The following is a 19,727-nucleotide window of genomic DNA, read 5'->3' as shown; positions in this document are numbered from 1 at the left end:
TAATTACTTCTCTAAAAATTATTTTTTTTACTCCTCTAAGCATTTAATTTTTCTAAATGCTTTACAATTTCATTTAGAAACTATTCTTTCTAATCTCTTTTCTTCCGCAAGTATAAACATGCTGAAGACACCAGAGCAATCGCTCCAATTTCAATCATAATTATTTATCACGGATATACTTTCTAAGCTTTTTTTTTTAGAAAATATATTGCTCCTTTTAAACAAAAGATTTCCCTTCTTAGGATCTTCTTTTGACGCTTCATGTTTATTATTCACCAAAATCTCTATCTATATGCCATTATTCCCAATTTCAACAATCGTCGCAACTTTATTAGCACTTTCAATTGGTCTGATTTCTTCAATGTTACATTTTTAACTTTTTTTCAATAATCCAATACAACCTTTTTAGCGCTTTTTGCCTCTATTAAATAAAGGTCAAGTTTGGTTTTAAATTCACACAACACGTTCTAACGAGCCTAAATCTGGCGCGCAATATATTTTGTTTTAAGGAATTTTCAGGAATCTCGGGAAAACGCGGGAATTCTGGGAATCTCCTATAAACAATGGGCTGAAAGCGCCTTTCCTTTGCCTCAGAAATTAGTTCAAGTTTTGTCTGCAGACTAAAACGAAAATAAAAAACTAGTTCTAATTAACAGTGTAAAAAACCGTAAGACCGAATTTATTCGGGAAGTATAAAAAACGTCTTACTGTTCTACACCGTTTACTTCCCAAAAACCAATTTGGTATCGCCGCCAAAATTCTTCGGATAAACTCCGGACGGCCATACCTATGTCTAATTTCTAAATTAAATCAAAATGAAAAAACTAATACTATTTGTCGCTTTTGCGTCATTATTCACTATATTTTCTTGTACTCCTGATGAGTATGAAACACAACCAAAAAAGGAAACTGAAAAGGTTATTAATCATCAAAAACCAACTTACGCTGATGGTCCGGGTGATGGTACTCCTCCTGGGAAACCACCAATTAAAACACCTGGTGGTGATGAATAAATAAATATTTTTAGTGTCTAATTAATTACTATTTTCGGGGAAAGTAAATTTATATGTTACGGTCCCCGTTTTTTTATTTTATTATACTACTTTTTCTCCTTGCATGTAAAGACAAAAAGATCAATCATACTAAAACAGATCCTATACGTGATGAAGCATTTCGTATACGAGATAAAGCAATTGAAGATCACAGCAAACAAAACTTCAATATCGCATTTGACGAATATAATAAATCAAAACTACTTTTCGAAAAATTAAAAGACAGTGCTAATATTGGATACATACTCATTCAAATGGCAACAATTCAGCAAGTCAACGGAGACTACTATGGCAGTAAGGAAACAGTTACCGAAGCATTACTATATGTAACGAAAAGGAATGAGGATAAAGCAGCTATAAAAAACATATTAGGCATTGCTGACAAAGAACTTTCTCTTTATGATGATGCTATCCACTATTATAAAGAAGCAGCCAATGAATTTAAAGATCCTCTTATTAAGCAATTCCCTTTAAGCAATATTGCTGCTGTTTATATCCAACAAAAAAAATATGATAATGCAATCAATCTTTTAGAATCTCTTTTAAGCAAAAAATTATTAAAAGAGAAAGGTCAGGAAGTTAATGAGTCCAGACTTCTGGACAATTTGGGTTTTGCCTATTTTAAAAAAGGAATAGATGAAAAAGGATTCGGTTTAATGAAGGATGCGCTCCAAACAAGGACTAAATTTAAAGATACTTACGGAAGTATTCAAAGTTATCTTCATCTTGCCGATTATTATGCCAAAAAAGATCTTCAGAAGTCAGATGAAAATGCTCATGCAGCATACAACACAGCCACAAAACTAAATAGTGTTGACGAAAGATTAGAAGCGCTGCAAATTTTAATCTCTAATAACAACAGTAACCAAACCGGCAAATATGTACAAAGGTATTTTACCTTAAATGACAGTATTATTAAAGTTAGAAACAACTTTAAAAACAAGTTTGCTAAAATTAAATACGACGCTAAAAAAGAAAAAGACGAAAATGCAAAACTTCGTTTAGAAAAAGCTGAAAATGAATTAGCGCTTCAAAAAGCCACTTATCTACGAATTGGGTTTGTTATTGTTTTTATCTTTTTGGTCATTCTAATAGCGATTTTAATACGTTATTATAAAAACAAAAACAAAGCTATAGAATTTAAGACTTCGTACAATACAGAAGCTCGAATTGCTAAAAAAATCCATGATGAGTTGGCAAACGATGTCTATCATGTAATTGCTTTTGCCGAATCTCAAACTTTATCTCAGGAAAACACTAAAGAAAATCTTCTTCAAAAATTAGATGATATTTACGGGCGTGTAAGAGGAATTTCAAAAGAAAATAATAAAATTGATACGGGTATCAATTTTACCTCCAGCATCAAAGAAATGCTTTCGACTTACAATACCAACGGAAGAAATATCATCGTTACGAACCTGGAAGATGTGAACTGGGAAACTATCGATGACATAAAAAAAATCACTATTAGCCGAGTTTTACAGGAATTAATGGTAAATATGAAGAAACACAGTAAGGCAAATTTGGTCGTTATAAAATTTGAAAATGATCAAAAATCAATCTTAATAAATTATACGGATAACGGTAAGGGCTGCGAAAAAATGACGATGGTAAAAAACGGCCTTAAAAACATGGAAAGCCGAATTGAAGCCGTTAAAGGATCTATTAACTTTGACACAGAACCTGATAAAGGGTTTAAAGCCAAAATATCTATACCTAAATAAACAAAAAAGCCTTTCAAAGATTTAACTCTTGAAAGGCTTTTTTTCTACAAATTAACAGGCAATATTATTTCCAACCGCCGCCTAAGTCTCTATAAACATGGACAGCAGCATTCAATTGTTCTTTTTTAGTATCTACTAATTCTAATTTTGCTTCTAATGCATCACGTTGCGTCATTAAAACTTCAAAATAATCAACTCTAGCTGATTTAAACAAATCATTAGAAACATCAATTGAGGTGTTTAACGCATCAACTTGTTGCGATTTAAGATCGTAACCTTTTTGTAGGTTTTCGATTTTAGAAAGCTGGTTTGATACTTCTAAATAAGCATTCAAAACCGTACGATCATAATTGTACAACGCCTGAAGTTGTCTTGCATTTGCACTAGCAAATTCGGCCTTGATAGCATTTCTGTTAATCAATGGCGCTGCAAGCTCTCCCGCTAATGAATACAAAAGTGATTCTGGCATAGTAAGCAAATACGATGGTTTAAAAGCATCTACTCCTATTGCAGCCGTGATATTCAATGACGGATAAAATTCAGCACGAGCAACTTTTACATCTAATTTTGCTGCAACTAACTCTAATTCTGCTTGTTTAATATCTGGACGATTCGCCAATAATTGAGACGGTATTCCAGAACTCACAGCGGCAGGCAATAAACTCAAGAAGTTATTATTATTTGTTCTCTTAATTTCCTGTGGATATCTACCCAATAAAAAATTGATCTTATTCTCAGCTTCTTTTATTTGTTGCAAAATATCAAACTCCATACTTCTTGAAGTTAAAACCTCAGCTTCAAACTTTTTAACACCAAGTTCTGTAGCTCTTGCAGCTTGTTTTTGAATCTTTACAATTTCCAATGCATTTGTCTGCAACTTGATCGTTTGCTTCACAATATCAAGCTGATTGTCTAAAGCCATTAACTCATAATACGAGTCAGCAACTTCGGCAATAAGATTTGTAATTACAAAGTTTTTACCTTCAACGGTAGCCAAATATCTGTTTAAAGCTGCTTTTTTAGAATTGCGTAGTTTTTTCCAGATATCTACTTCCCAGTTTGCGTAAGCAGATATTGTAAAATCTCCCAACGGATCTGGAGTTTCTTTACCGGGTTTAATTTCTGTAGTAGCATCACCGGCACCTTGGCTGGTATATCTACCTACTTTTTCAACACCAGCTCCGGCGCGAACACCAACTGTTGGTAATAAAAGTCCTTTTTTTACACGAATATCATTCTTAGCAATTTCAATTTCCTGTAAAGTGATATTTAATTCCTGATTGTTTTTTAAGGCAACATCAATTAAGTCTACAAGGTTTTGATCTTTAAAGTAATCTTTCCAAGCTAATGTTGATGTATTATTGTTTGCATCCTGAGCTGGAGCCGATGCACCAAACGACTCAGGAACTGCTGCACTTGGCGTTATTGGTGCCTCAGGCGCAGGGGCTTTACAACCTGCAACCGTAAGACAAATACCTAATGCAATACCATATTGATATGATTTGAATTTATACATGATTGTTATCAATTTCTTCTGTTAATGGATTCTCTTCTTCATGTTTTACCAGTTTATGCTTTTCGGCAATTTTAGCAAAAATGAAATACAAGCCCGGAATTACAAATACACCACAAATGGTTCCTATAAGCATACCTCCGGCAGCAGCAGTACCAATGGTTCTGTTACCAATTTTACCCGGACCAGTTGCAAAAGCAAGTGGTAATAATCCAGCAATAAAAGCAAATGAAGTCATCAAAATTGGACGGAACCTCGCTTTAGCTCCTTCCATTGCTGCTTCAAGTACTGATCTTCCTGCGGCATGTCGCTGTATTGCAAACTCTACAATTAACACAGCATTTTTACCTAGTAAACCAATAAGCATTACCATTGCAACCTGAGCATAAATGTTGTTTTCTAATCCTGTTAATTTCAACAATAAGAAAGCTCCAAAAATACCTGCCGGTAAAGAAAGAATTACAGATAATGGTAAAATAAAACTTTCGTATTGGGCAGCCAAAACTAAGTATACGAATCCTAAACAGATCAAGAATACCCAAATTGCCTGATTTCCTTGAGCAACCTCATCGGCAGAAATACCTGCCCAGTCAATATCGTAACCTCTAGGTAATTTTTTAGCGGCAACTTCCTGAATTACTTTAATCGCCGTACCAGAGCTATAACCTGCCGCTGCAGAACCACTAATTTGTGTAGAAGTGTACATGTTATGTCTTGTAATCTCAGATAGTCCGTATACTTTTTCTAATCTCATAAAAGCAGAAAAAGGAACCATTTCATCACGATTGTTTTTTACATACAACTTTAGGATATCGTCTGGCTGTGCGCGATATTCCGGCGAAGCCTGAACGATTACTTTATAGTTAATTCCGTATTTAATAAAACTAATTTCGTAGTTACTTCCCACAAGAGTTGACAAGGTATTCATCGCGTTTTCGATAGAAACTCCTTTTTGCTGTGCCATGTCGTTGTCTACTTTCATCATGTACTGAGGGAAACTAGAACTGTAAAAACTAAACACGTTAGATAATTCCGGATGAGTATTTAACTCTTTAACGAAATCATTGTTAACCTGCTCCATTTTTTTGTAATCGTTAGAACCTGTTTTGTCTAACAAACGAAGCTCAAATCCTCCGGCAGCACCATATCCAGGTACAGCAGGCGGTTGAAAGAATTCGATATTAGCACCTGCAATATCTTTAGATTTTTCTTCCATTTCGGCCATAATCTCCAAAACGGAATGCTTTCTGTCGCTCCAGTCTTTAAGGTTGACCAAACAAGTTCCTGAGTTCGAACCTGTACCTTCAGACAGAATTTCGTAACCTGCTAATGATGAAACAGATTTTACTCCATCAATTTTCTCCGCAATTTTTTGCAGTCTTTCGGCAATATTATTGGTTCTTTCCAATGATGAACCCGGTGGCGTTTGAATTACAGCATAAAACATACCCTGATCCTCATTCGGGATAAACCCAGAAGGAACTGTACTACTAATTAACCATGTTCCGGCGCAAAAACCTAGAAGTGCAATAATGGTAACCGCTCTTCTGTTTACAATTTTAGCTAATAGATTTTGATATTTACCTTGTGCTAAATTGAACTTGTTGTTGAATCCATCTATAAATACATTTACTGGCGTTTTCTTTTTAACTTCTCCATGATTGTTTTTTAACATCATCGCACAAAGTGCAGGTGTCAAAGTCAAAGCCACAATACCAGAAAGGATAATCGCAGTTGCCATAGTTACAGAGAACTGTCTGTAAAATACCCCAACCGGACCAGACATAAACGCAACCGGAATAAATACAGCAGCCATTAAGAATGTAATTGCTATAATTGCTCCTGCAATTTCGTGCATTGCTTTTTTAGTCGCTTTAAGTGGCGAGAGATGCTCTTCCTCCATCTTGGCGTGAACGGCCTCGATTACTACAATGGCATCATCGACGACGACTCCAATTGCAAGAACTAAAGCAAATAATGTAATTAAGTTCAATGAAATATCAAAGAAAGTCATGAACACAAACGTTCCAATTAATGATACTGGTACTGCAATTGCCGGAATAACTGTCGAACGCCAGTCTCCTAAGAAAAGGAATACTACGATACCTACCAGAATAAATGCTTCAACAAGTGTATGGATTACTTTTTCGATAGAAGCATCAAGAAATTTAGAAACGTCATACGAAATTTCGTAATCCATTCCTTTTGGAAATCTTTGTTTGATTTTTTCCAGTTTAGCCTTTACTTCTTCAATAACCTGATTTGCATTACTTCCGAAAGATTGTTTTAATACAATAGCCGCAGATGGTCTACCATTTAAATTAGAATAGATATCATACATCGAGCTACCAAATTCAACTTTAGCAACGTCTTTTAAACGTAAAAGCTCTCCGTTTGCATTTGATTTTACAACAATATTCTCATATTGCTCTTTTGTTGTAAAACGTCCAGAGTATTTTAATACATATTCAAAAGCTTGAGAACGTTTACCTGAACTTTCTCCAGTTTTACCAGGAGAAGCCTCCAAACTTTGGCTAGATAAAGCTTCCATGATCTCATCGGCAGAAATTTTGTAAGCCAACATACGATCAGGTTTCAACCAAATACGCATTGCATATTCACGTGTTCCTAAGATATCTCCGGAACCAATACCGTTTACCCTTTTTAATTCAGATAAAACGTTGATGTCTGCATAGTTGTACAAGAACTTCATGTCGGTATTTTTGTCTGTACTGTAAAGATTCACGTACATCAACATACTTGGCACTTCTCGAGTGATTTTGATACCTTCTCTAATTACTAAAGGTGGTAATTTATTGGTAACCGAAGCTACACGGTTTTGAACGTTAATTGCAGCCTGATTAGGATCTGTTCCTAAGTTAAACACCACTTTTATAGTAGCTTCACCATCATTTCCAGCATCAGAAGCCATGTATTTCATTCCTGGAACTCCATTTAAGGCTCTTTCTAACGGAATTACAACGGCCTTGATCATCAATTCACCATTAGATCCTGGATAATCTGCAGTAACATTCACCATTGGTGGTGAGATTGTAGGGAATTGTGTAATAGGTAAATTCAATACCGACAATATCCCTAAAAAGACAATTATAAGCGATATTACTATCGACAGTACAGGTCTTTGAATAAATTTATTAAACATTGTATATTTTTTTAATGATTAAACCAGTTAAATCTATTCGGCTTTTACGCGTAAATGATTCATTACCTCTTTTGGAGATTGGAACTCATATTTAATTTTGTCATTCTCTTTTACTTTCTGAACTCCTTCAAGTAAGATTTTGTCATTTTGAGTAACTCCGGTTTTAACCACATACAAATCAGGGATTTCGCCTGTAATTGTAATTTCTCTTGAATTTACTTTATTGTTTTTATCAATAACAAAAACGTATTTTTTATCCTGAATTTCGTAAGTCGCTTTTTGTGGAATTATAATAGCGTTTTTAAGCGGTACTAACATTTGAACTTGACCTGTTTCACCATTTCTAAGTAATTTTCCTGAATTTGGGAATCTTGCTCTAAAAGCGATATTTCCGGTTTCATTATTAAATTCACTTTCGATAAGTTCTACTTTTCCTTTTTCTTTAAAAGTATCTCCATTGGCCAAAACTAAACTAACGTTACTATCTGCACGGTCTTTTATATCTGTTTGATATTGAATATACTCTGGCTCTGAAACATTGAAGTAAACAAACATCTGACTGTTGTCTGAAAGACTTGTCATTAATTCACCTTCGTCAATAAGACTTCCTAATTTTAATGGAATACGGTCAATTGTTCCGTCAAACGGCGCTCTGATTTCTGTAAATGACAAGTGAAGTTTTGCTAATGCAACCTCGGCTTTTGCAGATTGAAGTTTTGCCTGCGCTACACTTAATTCGTTTTTAGAAACGATATTTTTATCTGCTAATAATTTTGAATTTTGTAATTCGATTTCTACTGATTTTTGTTCTGCCTGTGCTTTAAGTAATTCTGCCTGATACATGTTTGGCATAATTTTAAACAACAGTTGTCCTTTTTTTACAAATTGTCCTTCATCAACATAAATGTTTTGTAGAAACCCTTTTTCCTGAGCACGGATTTCGATGTTACGTACAGATTTAATCTGAGAAACGTATTCTTTTACAAATGAAGTGTCTAATACGACAGGATTTGTTGCGGTAAATTTTTCCGCTTCTTCTTTTTCTTCTTTTTTAGTTGAACAACTAGTAAGGCACACTAGGGCAATTAAGCCTGTGAACAAGATAATTCTTTTCATGATTTAGTTTGGAAATTAAGCGATTGAATGCTTGGAATACAGTGATTCCTTTAGATGAAAAAATGCATCAGGTAGCCTTAGTCAGAACTTAACTTTCATATAAGAAGAAGTAGAAAAAATTACATCAACAAGATATGCAGATCACAACTTAGGTAACCGATGTATACTGTTGAATCAAATTCTTAAAACCTGTTGGGTAATGTAAATAGGATTTGAATTGCCACAAAATGGCACGAAGAATTTAAAACGATTATAATCATTTACAATGGTTTGACTTGAAAAGGAAAGGTACCAATTGTCAAGTAAACTGTAGTTTGTTGCAAAAAATTTATTCGTAAGTCCATCAAGATCATCATTTCCAAGATATTCTTCTTCAAGATCAACATCGGCATCTTCAATTATTGAACTGCCTTGCTCTTGATTAGTGAATTTTACTCGGTGCTTTTTCTCAAGATTATGTAGATGAGGATTTTTAGGAGTACCAGCATTAAGATATTGCCCTCCGCCTAGCAGAAGCAAATTCATGAATACTAAAAATACTATTAACTTTCTCATTTGGGTGCGAAAGTAAGGAAAGTATCGAAACAAAAAAAGATTTTTTTGTAAGCTTTAACATTTAAAAAAAACGAAAACGTTTTCATTATTTTATAATCGGGGAATTCTAATAAAATATTGTGCTTTTTTATTGAAAAATCATAAAAAAATAATTTCGAATCAGAATAAGATTAATAATACTATTTGAACAAAGCAAAAACAACCAATTTCGCAATGATTTGATGCTGTATATTTTATACAATAATTTTCATTTCAATTATTGCCACAAAAGTTCCATTATGGTAAATTCCTGTCCTGCTTTACTGAAGATTTTATGGGTATCTTTCATATTAAATTTTTCATAAAATGATTTTTTTTCAGTTCTGGCATTGCACCAAACTTTTTTCAAATCTTTCTCTTTTGCTAGTTTAAAGATATATTCTAAAAGTTCAGAAGCAATTCCTTTTCCTTGATATTCATTTAAGGTTGCCAATTTTCTAAACTGCATTTCGTCACCTTCAATAAAACAGGAAACAATCGAAACCAATTTTTCCTCAACAAAATAACCAAAATGTAAACCATCATTATCTTCTTCTAATTGTACAAATTCAAAAGGCTGATCTGGCCACATTACATCATGCCTAATTTGCCAGGTTTCTGAAGGTTTTATTCTTTTAATACTCATCATTTAATTCTTTTTCTAAATTCCAATTTACGGTTATCAGATTTTAATCTAATACAAAACACCAAAATATTAAAAACCAACAACATACAACTCAAAAATTAAAATTTAAAGAAAAATAAATACGATTTTTTTCTAAATAATTACAGACAATACCTACTTTTACATATCATCTAAAGAAAAAAACATGAAAAAATTCCTTTTAGCAGCATTATTATGTATTAGTGTAAATGGTTTTGCACAACTAATACAATTTGGACCTCAGTTTTCTTACAACATAACTTCTCCACTCACAAACGATTTCAGTTCAAAGAGTTCTGGAACCGGCATGGGAGTTGCAGGATTTGCGCGTGTAAATTTATTGCTTTTTTATGGACAAGGTGAATTTGGATATGCAAAATCAAAATTCAACGTTTCTCAAACGGGACTTGGAGAAACTGAATATGAATTATCTGGAACAGATGCTACTTTAATTGTTGGTTTTAAAGTAATCCCGTTAGGAAAACTTGGAAACGTACGCATTTTTGGAGGATACAACTGGAAAAACTATTCAGATATAAGTGCAAATAACAATCTGAATCCTATTGCTATCGAGAAAAACAATAGTAGTATTCTTGGGGGAGTCGGAGTAGATTTATGGAAACTAACTTTAGATTATAGATATCTTGCAGGAGTTACAGATATAGATGCATCGGATAGGAGTATTAAAACTGCTGTTTCTAATATCTCGTTAGGATTTAAATTTTAAGAAACAAGAATTATATTCAATAAAAAAGGGAATCTAAATAATTAGATTCCCTTTTTTGTTATTTTACTTTAACGTAATATATTTCGTCGTTATCGCTTTCAATTTTAACTACACCATTCTCATCTTTTTTACCAACATTAATAGCACGCAGTTCATCAGCATTTTCATTAACTGAACAGTTCCAAATTGTGCCATCTGATAAAATTATATCCGAGAACAAAGCATCTGATTCTTCTTTGTTATAATACACTAAATCCTCTGATTTAACCATTTTTTTCTCCTGAGTTTTTTTATTTCTCTCATAAAACAAAATCTCTTTTTCAGTAATTTCAACCAGTTCATCGAAATCTTTTTGCGGATTGCTCTGTGTTTGGCTAACTGCCCAAACTGGCTTGTCTCCAGCCATTTTCCAAGTTCCTAATACTTGATTTAAAGCAGTTTCTCTTAAAACTGTCTTTATTGTATCAATTTTTTTAATCGATTCCTCGCCTATTTTTGTATCTGGTTTCATTTTATAGGCAACATGAAATAACTCAAGGGCATTTTTATAATCAGCCTTTTCGTAACACGAAACGGCTAGTTCGTATCTGCTTTTTTGAAACGCAGTTTTCGAGGCATTCTGGGCAATTGTCTTAGTAGCAATCACTAAAAAAATAAAAAGTAGGGCTTTTTTCATTTATATAGTAGGTTTTCAAATTTTTGCAAACGTACTTTTTTAATTTCATTGTTCTTTATTATTCCACAAATTTATTTTATAGAATAAAAAAATTAACAAATAAAAAAAGGAATCTAAAAATTTAGATTCCTTTTTTATGTGATTATAATAAACTGAAAATTAAAAAAGTAACAATTAAAGCGAAAATGAATTCAAGATCTCCATTGCTTTTTGTGTATCTTTCTTGTTTACAAAAATATGATCGTGGTAAAAAGCTGCTACCACATTACAACTAATTTGATGTTCTGATAATGCTTTTGAAAACGCCGCTGTTAACCCAACTGCTTCCAGAGAAGAATGTACGGTAAGCGTTATCCAAGACATTATAGTCGAATATTCGAGTTGTAAAACATCGGCAATTTCTTTTTTAAGAATGACGGTAACTGCTTCTTTTTCTTTAAAAAACATTTCAATCTTATCGAGATTAATATCTTTTACATTCTCGACTTTACAAAATACGTAATCTCCCGAAACATGCTCCGGTTTCATACTTTTTAGTAAAACTTGTAAATCTTTTTCTCCAGACATATATGCTTTATTGTATTGTCAAAGTATTGTCGCTTGGTGTTGCATCCATAAAAATGCCTCCATCAAGAATTACTTGTTTAACTTGTTTTTTACTTTTTACTGCAATTCTAATATGTTTTTGATTGGTTTCCCAAACTGCTGGTGTTTGATGCAAAGTTTCAGTCGTATTATCAGAATAGGTTACAATTACATCAAACGGAATAGCAAAACCTCCCACATTTTGTACAAAAATTATATTCTTCGAAACATTCTTTACTGCAATGTCAATATAATTATTGGTAAAGAACCAATTATTAAAGAACCAATTTAAATTTTTCCCAGAAGCAGTATTGATAGAATTAAAATAATCCCACGGAATAGGATGTTTCCCATTCCAATTATCCATGTAAGCATGAAGAGACTTTTTGAACAAATCATCGCCAAGCATGTCTTTTAATGCTAAGTAAGAAAGAGAGGCTTTTCCGTATGAATTATTTCCATATCCGGCTGCCGAAACTTGGGTAGACATTGAGATTATGGGCTGATCTTCTTCTGTTGAGGTATCTGTAATATATTTTTTAACTCTAAACTCTTTGTAGAATTTATCTGCGGATTCTTTACCGTGTTCTGCAATTCCAATTAAATATTCAAAAGTAGTTGCCCATCCTTCATCCATAAAGGCATAACGCGTTTCGTTGATTCCCATATAAAAAGGAAAATAAGTATGTGCGACTTCATGATCTTGAACTAGTTGAGCAAAAATAGGATCTCCCATTTGTGAGTCATTACACATCATTGGATATTCCATGTCTGCAAAACCCTGAAAAGCGGTCATTTTAGAAAACGGATATGGAACTCCTGGCCACTTGTTAGAAAAATAATCTAAAGCATATTGATTGTTTTTTACCGAATTTACAAAATCGGTTGCTTTAATATCATATGCCGCCTGAACACTTGCGCGACGATTTGTTTTTTTATCTACTAATACACTGCTTGCATCCCATAAATAATGATCGCTTAAACCAAAACAAACATCTGAAATATTATTGGCTTCAAATTTCCAAATATTCCAGTCATTTTGTTTTGTTACTAATCCGTTTTTCAATTCTTGCTCGTTTGCAACATGTAAAATTTCATCTGTTAGATACGATTTTTTCAAACGAGCCGAAAACTCGGGTTGCAAAACCTCATCGGGATTTAAAAAATCTCCTGTTGCGTAAACAACATAATTTTTAGGTGCTTTTACAGAAAAGGTATAATCATTAAAATCATTGTAAAACTCCTGACGATCTGTATGCGGCAGCCTGTCCCATGCGTTGTAATCATCGTAAACACTTACACGCGGATAACTGTAAGCCACAAAAAAAGTAGTTTCGTCTATTTGCCCTTCTCTTCCACTCTCTTTAGACAATGGATAATTCCAATCTATAGCAATTGAAACTTTTGTATGCGGAAGTATTGGCTTATTCAGTTTTACGTTCCCAACAGTTCCCCAGCTTTTAGCATCTTCTTTATAAATATCATCACCAATTTTCAAAGAAGTAATAGTTAAGCCTTCACTCAAAAAGTCCGGACTAACATTCCCACTTCTGGGAGCTGAAGGTTTGTGCAAATTATTTACAAATCTAATTACTAAATCTTTTAAAGTCTCGTTACTATTATTTTCATAAACAATAGTTTCTGTTCCGCTTACAAGTTTTGTTTTTGGATCTACAGTAATTTCCATGGCATATTTTCCATGATTTTGCCAATAGTTTTTACCTGGTTTTCCGTCCATCGAACGCGTACCTTTAGCATAAGCGTCTTTTATGTTTCTTGGCATATAAAGTTCTTGTGCAAAACTGGTTTGAGCCAAAAACACAAAAGCAACAAGTACAAATTGAAATGTCTTTTTTTTCATAAAGTCATTATATTTTTTAATGATTAAATTAAGGTTATAATATTAGTGGATTTTTTTAACTTAAAGTTACATTTCTTTTTAAAAAATAATCTGGCATAGTAAGAAAGTAAAAAATTTTAATAGTTTTCTATGAGTTTAATAAATAAAAAAAAACGTCGCTTTTCTCTAATTGTCGAACCATCTGACGGATTAAAATCCGTTGAAAAGAATAAAAGATTTGTTTTTGTTATAGAAATCGAGATGACAAAAAAAGAAGATCGTAAAAAACCTTAGTAACTCAAAATCTCACCAACTTAGCAACTCTAAAAATAAAAACCGCCTAATTCTAAAAAGAAAAAGACGGTATCTACAATTAATATATAACCTTGATAACTACAAAATATAATCGGTGTTAATAAAATTCGATTCCTTGCTGTTTAGCAATTCCTGCAAAATTTCATTGTTATAAGCGATATCTTTTGAGGCTACGAACGTACGAATTGAGAATGAACGCAAAGCATCTGGAATACTTAAAGTACCTACAGCAGAATCTTTACGACCTGTAAACGGAAAAGCATCCGGACCTCTTTGGCAAGAACTGTTGAGGTTTACTCTGCAAACTAAATTTACCAAAGCATCGATAAGTGGTGCCAAAGTTTTAATGTCTTTACCAAATAAACTTACTTGTTGTCCGTAGTTTGATTCGGCCATATCGTTTAGTGGTTCTTTGATATCCTTAAAAGCAATTACCGGAATAACGGGTCCAAATTGCTCTTCATGATATACACGCATTTCTTTATTTACCGGATATAAAACTGCTGGAAAAATAAAGTTATCGGTATGTTTTCCACCTTTTTCATTCAAGATTTTTGCACCTTTGTGTTTAGCGTCATCAATTAATCCCTGAATATAATGTGGCTTATCTGATTCTGGAAGCGGCGTTAACGAAACTCCTTTTTCCCAAGGATTTCCAAACGCTAATTCATCAACTTTTTCGGCAAAACGTTTATTAAATTCTTCTATAATAGATTCATGCACATACAATACTTTTAAAGCCGTACAACGTTGTCCATTAAACGATAAAGTTCCTGCAATACATTCCTGAATAGTCAAATCTAAATCGGCGTCTGGCAAAATAATCGCTGGATTTTTGGCTTCAAGACCTAAAATCAAACGCAATCTGTTTTTATTTGGATGCTGATCTTGTAAAGCAATCGCCGATTTACTGTTTCCAATTAATGCCAAAACATCAATTTTTCCGGATTTCATAATTGGCGAAGCTACTTCACGACCACGTCCATAAACGATATTAATTACTCCTTTTGGGAAACTACTTCTAAACGCTTCCAACAATGGCGAAATACATAAAACACCATGTTTGGCAGGTTTAAAGATTACGGCGTTCCCCATAATCAAAGCCGGAATTAATAATGAAAATGTTTCGTTTAGAGGATAATTGTAAGGCCCTAGACACAGAACAACTCCTAAAGGACCACGACGAATCATAGCATTTACACCTTGTACTTTTTCAAAATGTGAACTACGTCCGTTTAATTCCTTGTAGCTGGTAATGGTGTCATATATATATTCGACAGTTCTATCAAATTCTTTTTGAGAATCTCCCAACGATTTTCCAATTTCCCACATCAAAAGTTTAACCACTTCTTCGCGAGTTTCTTTCATTTGCTTCACGAAATTCTCCATACATTTTATACGATCAGCTACTTTCATAGTTGGCCATAAACCTTGTCCCATATCATAGGCAGCACAAGCAGCGTCGACAACTTCGTGCGCTTCTTTTTCTCCCATAAACGGAATCGATCCTAATAATGTTGGTGTATATTTCTCTGTAGACGAAATTGTCGAAAACACAGGCGTAGTTTGTCCTGCCCAATGTTTTAATTCTCCATTTACAAGATAAGTGTCTTGATTGATAAGGGTTTTAATTTGAAATTCTTCGGGTATTAAACTCATAATCTGGTTATTTTTATTTGGTTATTTAATAGCGCATTAAAGAAAAAAGAGGCTTTTTGTGCCTCTTTTTTACTTTTTTTATGGATTCACAGTTTCACCTTCCCAATCCAGAATTCCGCCAAGTAAATTATAGGCATTTTCGATACCTAATTCATTCATAATTTGGCATGCTTTCGCACTTCTGGCTCCAGAACGGCAATACACATAATAATTTTTGTTTTTATCTAATTCTTCGATTTCATAAATAAAACCCTGACCTTTGTTAATATCGATATTTAAGGCATTCTCGATATAACCGTCATTAAATTCGTCTTCAGTTCTTACGTCAAGTATAACTGCATTCTCGTCAGCAGCTAATTGCGCAACCCAATCTTCTTGTGATAAATTCATAATAAATGTGTTTTTGTAAAATTACGACGTTTCTATTAATTAAAAACGTGCCAAATGCGATTTCGATTATTATTCTCAGAAAACGTTTTAGAGAAAGTATTATAATCAGTGAAAGACAAATTTACTTACTATTTTTAAAAATATACTCTATAAACTCGATAGAAAATAGGATTTTTTCATTTGCATAAAATGCATCTTAAATATAGTTTTCTCACAATTTATACCACAACAATCTACTATCTTTGTAACAAATTATAAGTTTTAATATTATTTTGATAAAACTAAACGACACGAATATTTTTTTCACCAAAGATTAAAACGATTAAAACGATTAAAATTGGTCGCCACGAATTGCACTAATTTTCATAAATTAAATCGTGTTGATTCGTGAAAATTGTGACGAAAAAAATAAAATTTAAACACATAGAAACATAGGTTTATTTTCTAAGTTTAGAGCAAAATAAAATAACACATTATTTATACATAGCTATATGATTTAAGATAAAGTGAAACGTCTTTTTTTGAGCAACAAAAAGCTATGTCTCTATGTGTTAAAAAAGAATTATTTATCACAAATTAATTCGTGAAATTGCTTCGCCTGTTCGCTATCGCTCGGGTCGTGGCAAAAAAACCTGTGCAAACCAGTTCAAACCGTAAAATCCGTGGGCTATAAAATCCCACCTATTAACAATGCAAAATTCATTAAAAAATATTTTTCCAAATTTCTCCAACGAACTTATTTCTACAATAGAAGAAAACGGAAGCTTGCAAGATTTTGAAACCGGAACAATATTAATGCGAACCGGACAATACATCAAAAATACTGTTTTGATTACCAAAGGAAAAATTAAAATTTACCGCGAAGGAGAAGACGGTGGCGAGTTTTTAATGTATTATTTACAACCAGGACAAGCCTGCGCTATTTCGATGATTTGTACTGCCAAAAGCGAAAAAAGTCAGATTATGGCAAAAGTAGTCGAAGATGTAACTGTTATGATGATTCCGCTACAAATGATGGACAAATGGATGATGGAACACAGAACCTGGTACGAATTTGTAATCGATACTTATAGAAGCCGTTTTGAAGAAGTTCTGGAAGTTGTCGACAATATTGCTTTCCGCTCAATGGACGAACGTTTGGAATTTTACTTAAAACGCCATTCTGATACCTGTGGATGTCAGGAAGTAAATTTATCGCACCAAGAAATCGCATCCGAATTAAATACTTCACGAGAAGTCGTTTCAAGATTACTCAAAAAAATGGAACAAAGAGGTTTAGTCAAACTCAACCGAAATCAAATCGAGCTTTTAAAATAGTTTTTTCAGCCACAGATTTGAAGGATTAGACAAATTTATTGTTCATGAACTAATGTCAGTTCGAGCGGAGTCGAGAACCCACAAAGCATCTCGACTCCGCTCGATGTGATAGCCAAAAAAATCCGTGTTAATTAGCGAAATTCGTGTTTAATAAATCTTCTGTGATAAATGTTACTGTGCGTTTCTAATTAACGAAGCACCTTTGTAGAAAATAAATACAATGGAATACGCAGGCTATTTTGCTTCAATCATTATCGGGATTTCACTAGGCTTAATTGGCGGCGGCGGCTCGATATTGACCATTCCTATTTTAGTATATTTATTCAAGGTCAATCCAGAGCAAGCCACATCATACTCCTTATTTATTGTGGGATTAACAGCCATGTTTGGAAGTTACAGCCATTACAAAATGGGAAATTTAAAACTAAAATCGGCTTTGTATTTTGCAATTCCATCTGTAATTTCGATTCTGATAATTCGTGAAGTAATTTTTCCAAAAATTGCCAATACACTCTTTTCTATAGCATCATATTCAGTTTCCAAAGACTTTCTTATTATGTTCGTCTTTTCTATATTGATGATTACGGCAGCGATATCAATGATTCGAAAAAACAAACCCGAAGTAAAAACAACTGAAACCAATTATATTCAATTAAGCATAATAGGTTTTATAGTTGGAATTATAACCGTATTTCTTGGTGCTGGCGGAGGATTCCTAATTATTCCTGCCCTGCTCTTTTTTGCCAATTTACCAATGAAACAAGCCGTTGGTACATCATTATTAATTATAACTATAAATTCCTCTATAGGTTTTGGAGGCGATTTATACATTGGCATACCCATAAATTATACCTTTTTATTAGGCGTTTCGGCAATGGCACTTTTAGGAATGTTAATTGGAAGCCAGCTTTCTAAAAAAATCGACGGAGCAAAACTAAAACCTCTTTTTGGTTGGTTTGTACTCGTAATGGGCTTTTATATTATTACAAAAGAAGTTTTATTTTAATTTGAATTTAGTAGTTTAACTTGTAGAGTAGTCTTTGTCAGGGTTTAAAACTTTGACAAAGATGAAAACACAGCAATTGTAATGGTATTAAAAAAGAAATGGAGAAACATTGCTTTTTCCCCATTCTTTATTTTATTTCCACCAATGATAATAGTTGTGTAATCCATCATATTCAAATCCACAACGCGGATATAACTTGTTTCCTATATCATTTGTTTTTTCAGTTTCCAGCATCAAACCACAAGCATTTGTTTCCTCACACCATTGTTTACTTCGGTCAATTAAAGCTACCGAAAGTCCTTTGCCTCTAAAATCAGGATGCACAAAAAGATCACTCAACAACCATTGTTTTTGCAACTTTGTGTAATGAAATAATTTGTACAACTGTACAAAGCCAACAGCTTTTTCGTTTACAATTGCTAAAAAAATATCCGATTCATTGTTTAATAATCGTTCCTTAAGAAATGCTTTTCCTTTTTCGACATCAGATTCCTGACGGTAAAAAACACGATAAAGATTAAAAAGTATTGCTGCTTGGTCAAGATCTTCAATACTTGCTTTTTTGATTTGGTAATCCATTGTTTTTAAATATTTTAATTAAAAAACGAAAGTATTTCAAAGACCAAATTTATTTACAGTCCAGTTTATATAAAACAAGATCATCCAGCGTTTAAGACGCTTAAAAAAGCCTTCAGTAGTAAATGAATTTCTAGTATAATTTTTTATATAAATTAATTCTTACACGTATTACAAACAAAAAATCCGTTTACTCTCGGGAATAAACGGATTTTTATATTTTGGGCGTTCCCTGCGGTCGGGCTATCCGCTATATTCCCGATTAACAAAAACTACGGCTAAAAAGCCTTGTTTTTCTAAGTCGGAAGATACCGCTCCTATCCCTAACGCAAACACACGTCTCTTAAAATATTTTTTAGTTCTATTTTTTCAAAAGTTTTTCAAGATATTCAACTTTCTCTTTTTCGGCCTTAACCAATTCTTTTTCAGCAAGAACCAAACGTTCGTAAAGTTCGACTACTTTATCTAAAGGATTAAAAGTAAAAATAGGTCCAGATGCACCTTGACCATTACTTGCACTATTATCGTAAAAATTATTAAAAAAATTAAAAACGGATTCTTCCGTGAAATTTTCAATAGCTTCTACCGTCACACCAAGTGCTTTTGCAATTTGCACCAATTTTTCAAATTCGACAGTTTCACTGGTTTCAATGCTTGAAATAGTTTGCTGGCTTGTACCAATAGCATCAGCAAGTGCTCCTTGTTTCATACCACGAAGCTCTCTAATTCGGCTGATATTTCGGCCAATATTTCTAGGTCTGTTTATTGTATCCATAATTCAAAGATATTTAAAATTCTTTAAAAATTTATTAATACCATAAAACACATCTT

At 33.2% G+C, this 19,727-nt stretch carries 17 protein-coding genes; 5 read left to right on the top strand and 12 right to left on the bottom strand.

Features of this window, described 5'->3' with window-relative positions:
• Positions 1-815 precede the first annotated feature (815 nt).
• Both IW18_RS08780 and IW18_RS08775 read left to right on the top strand, forming a co-directional pair.
• Complete coding sequence (locus IW18_RS08780; RefSeq protein ID WP_041517217.1) at positions 816-1,013, top strand: hypothetical protein; 198 nt, start codon at positions 816-818, stop codon at positions 1,011-1,013.
• 53 nt (positions 1,014-1,066) lie between these two features.
• Positions 1,067-2,776 (top strand): tetratricopeptide repeat-containing sensor histidine kinase, encoded by a 1,710-nt coding sequence (locus IW18_RS08775; protein ID WP_041517216.1) that lies wholly within the window; start codon positions 1,067-1,069, stop codon positions 2,774-2,776.
• A 64-nt stretch (positions 2,777-2,840) separates the two neighbouring features.
• On the opposite strand, the gene IW18_RS08770 is transcribed toward IW18_RS08775, so the two are convergent.
• The 5 genes from IW18_RS08770 to IW18_RS08750 form a co-directional block, all read right to left on the bottom strand.
• On the bottom strand, positions 2,841-4,292 hold the full coding sequence (locus IW18_RS08770) for a TolC family protein (RefSeq protein WP_041517215.1): 1,452 nt from the start codon (positions 4,290-4,292) through the stop codon (positions 2,841-2,843).
• Positions 4,285-7,452 (bottom strand): efflux RND transporter permease subunit, encoded by a 3,168-nt coding sequence (locus tag IW18_RS08765; protein ID WP_041517214.1) that lies wholly within the window; start codon positions 7,450-7,452, stop codon positions 4,285-4,287. Before IW18_RS08765 ends, IW18_RS08770 begins: the two co-directional genes overlap by 8 nt.
• 33 nt (positions 7,453-7,485) lie before the next feature.
• The gene (locus IW18_RS08760; RefSeq protein WP_041517213.1) at positions 7,486-8,568 is read right to left on the bottom strand and encodes an efflux RND transporter periplasmic adaptor subunit; all 1,083 of its coding nucleotides are present in this window, start codon (positions 8,566-8,568) and stop codon (positions 7,486-7,488) included.
• 174 nt (positions 8,569-8,742) lie between these two features.
• Positions 8,743-9,123: a hypothetical protein gene (locus tag IW18_RS08755; RefSeq protein WP_041517212.1), complete on the bottom strand. Its 381-nt coding sequence runs from the start codon at positions 9,121-9,123 to the stop codon at positions 8,743-8,745.
• A 256-nt stretch (positions 9,124-9,379) separates the two neighbouring features.
• Positions 9,380-9,790 (bottom strand): GNAT family N-acetyltransferase, encoded by a 411-nt coding sequence (locus tag IW18_RS08750; protein ID WP_240475543.1) that lies wholly within the window; start codon positions 9,788-9,790, stop codon positions 9,380-9,382.
• Between the two features lie 181 nt (positions 9,791-9,971).
• Between IW18_RS08750 and IW18_RS08745 the strand changes: the two genes are divergently transcribed.
• On the top strand, positions 9,972-10,532 hold the full coding sequence (locus IW18_RS08745) for a porin family protein (RefSeq protein WP_041517211.1): 561 nt from the start codon (positions 9,972-9,974) through the stop codon (positions 10,530-10,532).
• 58 nt (positions 10,533-10,590) lie between these two features.
• On the opposite strand, the gene IW18_RS08740 is transcribed toward IW18_RS08745, so the two are convergent.
• The 5 genes from IW18_RS08740 to IW18_RS08720 all read right to left on the bottom strand — a co-directional run bounded on the left by IW18_RS08740 (position 10,591) and on the right by IW18_RS08720 (position 15,997).
• Complete coding sequence (locus tag IW18_RS08740) at positions 10,591-11,208, bottom strand: hypothetical protein (RefSeq protein ID WP_041517210.1); 618 nt, start codon at positions 11,206-11,208, stop codon at positions 10,591-10,593.
• 174 nt (positions 11,209-11,382) lie between these two features.
• Positions 11,383-11,775 carry an ACT domain-containing protein gene (locus IW18_RS08735; RefSeq protein WP_041517209.1) on the bottom strand — a complete coding sequence of 131 codons (393 nt, stop codon included), beginning with the start codon at positions 11,773-11,775 and terminating at the stop codon, positions 11,383-11,385.
• Between the two features lie 7 nt (positions 11,776-11,782).
• The gene (locus IW18_RS08730) at positions 11,783-13,654 is read right to left on the bottom strand and encodes a M1 family metallopeptidase (RefSeq protein WP_041517208.1); all 1,872 of its coding nucleotides are present in this window, start codon (positions 13,652-13,654) and stop codon (positions 11,783-11,785) included.
• 372 nt (positions 13,655-14,026) lie between these two features.
• On the bottom strand, positions 14,027-15,607 hold the full coding sequence (locus tag IW18_RS08725) for an NADP-dependent glyceraldehyde-3-phosphate dehydrogenase (protein WP_041517207.1): 1,581 nt from the start codon (positions 15,605-15,607) through the stop codon (positions 14,027-14,029).
• A gap of 78 nt (positions 15,608-15,685) precedes the next feature.
• The gene (locus tag IW18_RS08720; protein ID WP_041517206.1) at positions 15,686-15,997 is read right to left on the bottom strand and encodes a rhodanese-like domain-containing protein; all 312 of its coding nucleotides are present in this window, start codon (positions 15,995-15,997) and stop codon (positions 15,686-15,688) included.
• A gap of 690 nt (positions 15,998-16,687) precedes the next feature.
• Here IW18_RS08720 and IW18_RS08715 point away from each other — a divergent pair.
• Positions 16,688-17,314, top strand: a complete 627-nt coding sequence (locus IW18_RS08715; RefSeq protein WP_041517205.1) for a Crp/Fnr family transcriptional regulator — start codon at positions 16,688-16,690, stop codon at positions 17,312-17,314.
• Positions 17,315-17,534: 220 nt separating this feature from the next.
• Positions 17,535-18,320: a sulfite exporter TauE/SafE family protein gene (locus IW18_RS08710; RefSeq protein ID WP_041517204.1), complete on the top strand. Its 786-nt coding sequence runs from the start codon at positions 17,535-17,537 to the stop codon at positions 18,318-18,320.
• A gap of 132 nt (positions 18,321-18,452) precedes the next feature.
• Here the strand turns inward: IW18_RS08710 and IW18_RS08705 are convergent, their stop codons facing one another.
• Both IW18_RS08705 and IW18_RS08700 read right to left on the bottom strand, forming a co-directional pair.
• Positions 18,453-18,899 carry a GNAT family N-acetyltransferase gene (locus IW18_RS08705; protein WP_041517203.1) on the bottom strand — a complete coding sequence of 149 codons (447 nt, stop codon included), beginning with the start codon at positions 18,897-18,899 and terminating at the stop codon, positions 18,453-18,455.
• Positions 18,900-19,257: 358 nt separating this feature from the next.
• The gene (locus IW18_RS08700) at positions 19,258-19,671 is read right to left on the bottom strand and encodes a helix-turn-helix transcriptional regulator (protein WP_041517202.1); all 414 of its coding nucleotides are present in this window, start codon (positions 19,669-19,671) and stop codon (positions 19,258-19,260) included.
• Positions 19,672-19,727: the final 56 nt, after the last annotated feature.

Source organism: Flavobacterium hibernum (assembly GCF_000832125.1).
GTDB lineage: Bacteria > Bacteroidota > Bacteroidia > Flavobacteriales > Flavobacteriaceae > Flavobacterium > Flavobacterium hibernum.
Note: the sequence above shows the minus strand (reverse complement) of the source record. Positions and strands in the feature narration are given on the sequence as shown.

Bases quoted from the DNA above. Each gene is read 5' to 3' on its own strand.
- IW18_RS08780 (WP_041517217.1), top strand. From the start codon at position 816: ATGAAAAAACTAATACTATTTGTCGCTTTTGCGTCATTATTCACTATA.
- IW18_RS08775 (WP_041517216.1), top strand. From the start codon at position 1,067: ATGTTACGGTCCCCGTTTTTTTATTTTATTATACTACTTTTTCTCCTT.
- IW18_RS08770 (WP_041517215.1), bottom strand. From the start codon at position 4,292: ATGTATAAATTCAAATCATATCAATATGGTATTGCATTAGGTATTTGT.
- IW18_RS08765 (WP_041517214.1), bottom strand. From the start codon at position 7,452: ATGTTTAATAAATTTATTCAAAGACCTGTACTGTCGATAGTAATATCG.
- IW18_RS08760 (WP_041517213.1), bottom strand. From the start codon at position 8,568: ATGAAAAGAATTATCTTGTTCACAGGCTTAATTGCCCTAGTGTGCCTT.
- IW18_RS08755 (WP_041517212.1), bottom strand. From the start codon at position 9,123: ATGAGAAAGTTAATAGTATTTTTAGTATTCATGAATTTGCTTCTGCTA.
- IW18_RS08750 (WP_240475543.1), bottom strand. From the start codon at position 9,790: ATGATGAGTATTAAAAGAATAAAACCTTCAGAAACCTGGCAAATTAGG.
- IW18_RS08745 (WP_041517211.1), top strand. From the start codon at position 9,972: ATGAAAAAATTCCTTTTAGCAGCATTATTATGTATTAGTGTAAATGGT.
- IW18_RS08740 (WP_041517210.1), bottom strand. From the start codon at position 11,208: ATGAAAAAAGCCCTACTTTTTATTTTTTTAGTGATTGCTACTAAGACA.
- IW18_RS08735 (WP_041517209.1), bottom strand. From the start codon at position 11,775: ATGTCTGGAGAAAAAGATTTACAAGTTTTACTAAAAAGTATGAAACCG.
- IW18_RS08730 (WP_041517208.1), bottom strand. From the start codon at position 13,654: ATGAAAAAAAAGACATTTCAATTTGTACTTGTTGCTTTTGTGTTTTTG.
- IW18_RS08725 (WP_041517207.1), bottom strand. From the start codon at position 15,607: ATGAGTTTAATACCCGAAGAATTTCAAATTAAAACCCTTATCAATCAA.
- IW18_RS08720 (WP_041517206.1), bottom strand. From the start codon at position 15,997: ATGAATTTATCACAAGAAGATTGGGTTGCGCAATTAGCTGCTGACGAG.
- IW18_RS08715 (WP_041517205.1), top strand. From the start codon at position 16,688: ATGCAAAATTCATTAAAAAATATTTTTCCAAATTTCTCCAACGAACTT.
- IW18_RS08710 (WP_041517204.1), top strand. From the start codon at position 17,535: ATGGAATACGCAGGCTATTTTGCTTCAATCATTATCGGGATTTCACTA.
- IW18_RS08705 (WP_041517203.1), bottom strand. From the start codon at position 18,899: ATGGATTACCAAATCAAAAAAGCAAGTATTGAAGATCTTGACCAAGCA.
- IW18_RS08700 (WP_041517202.1), bottom strand. From the start codon at position 19,671: ATGGATACAATAAACAGACCTAGAAATATTGGCCGAAATATCAGCCGA.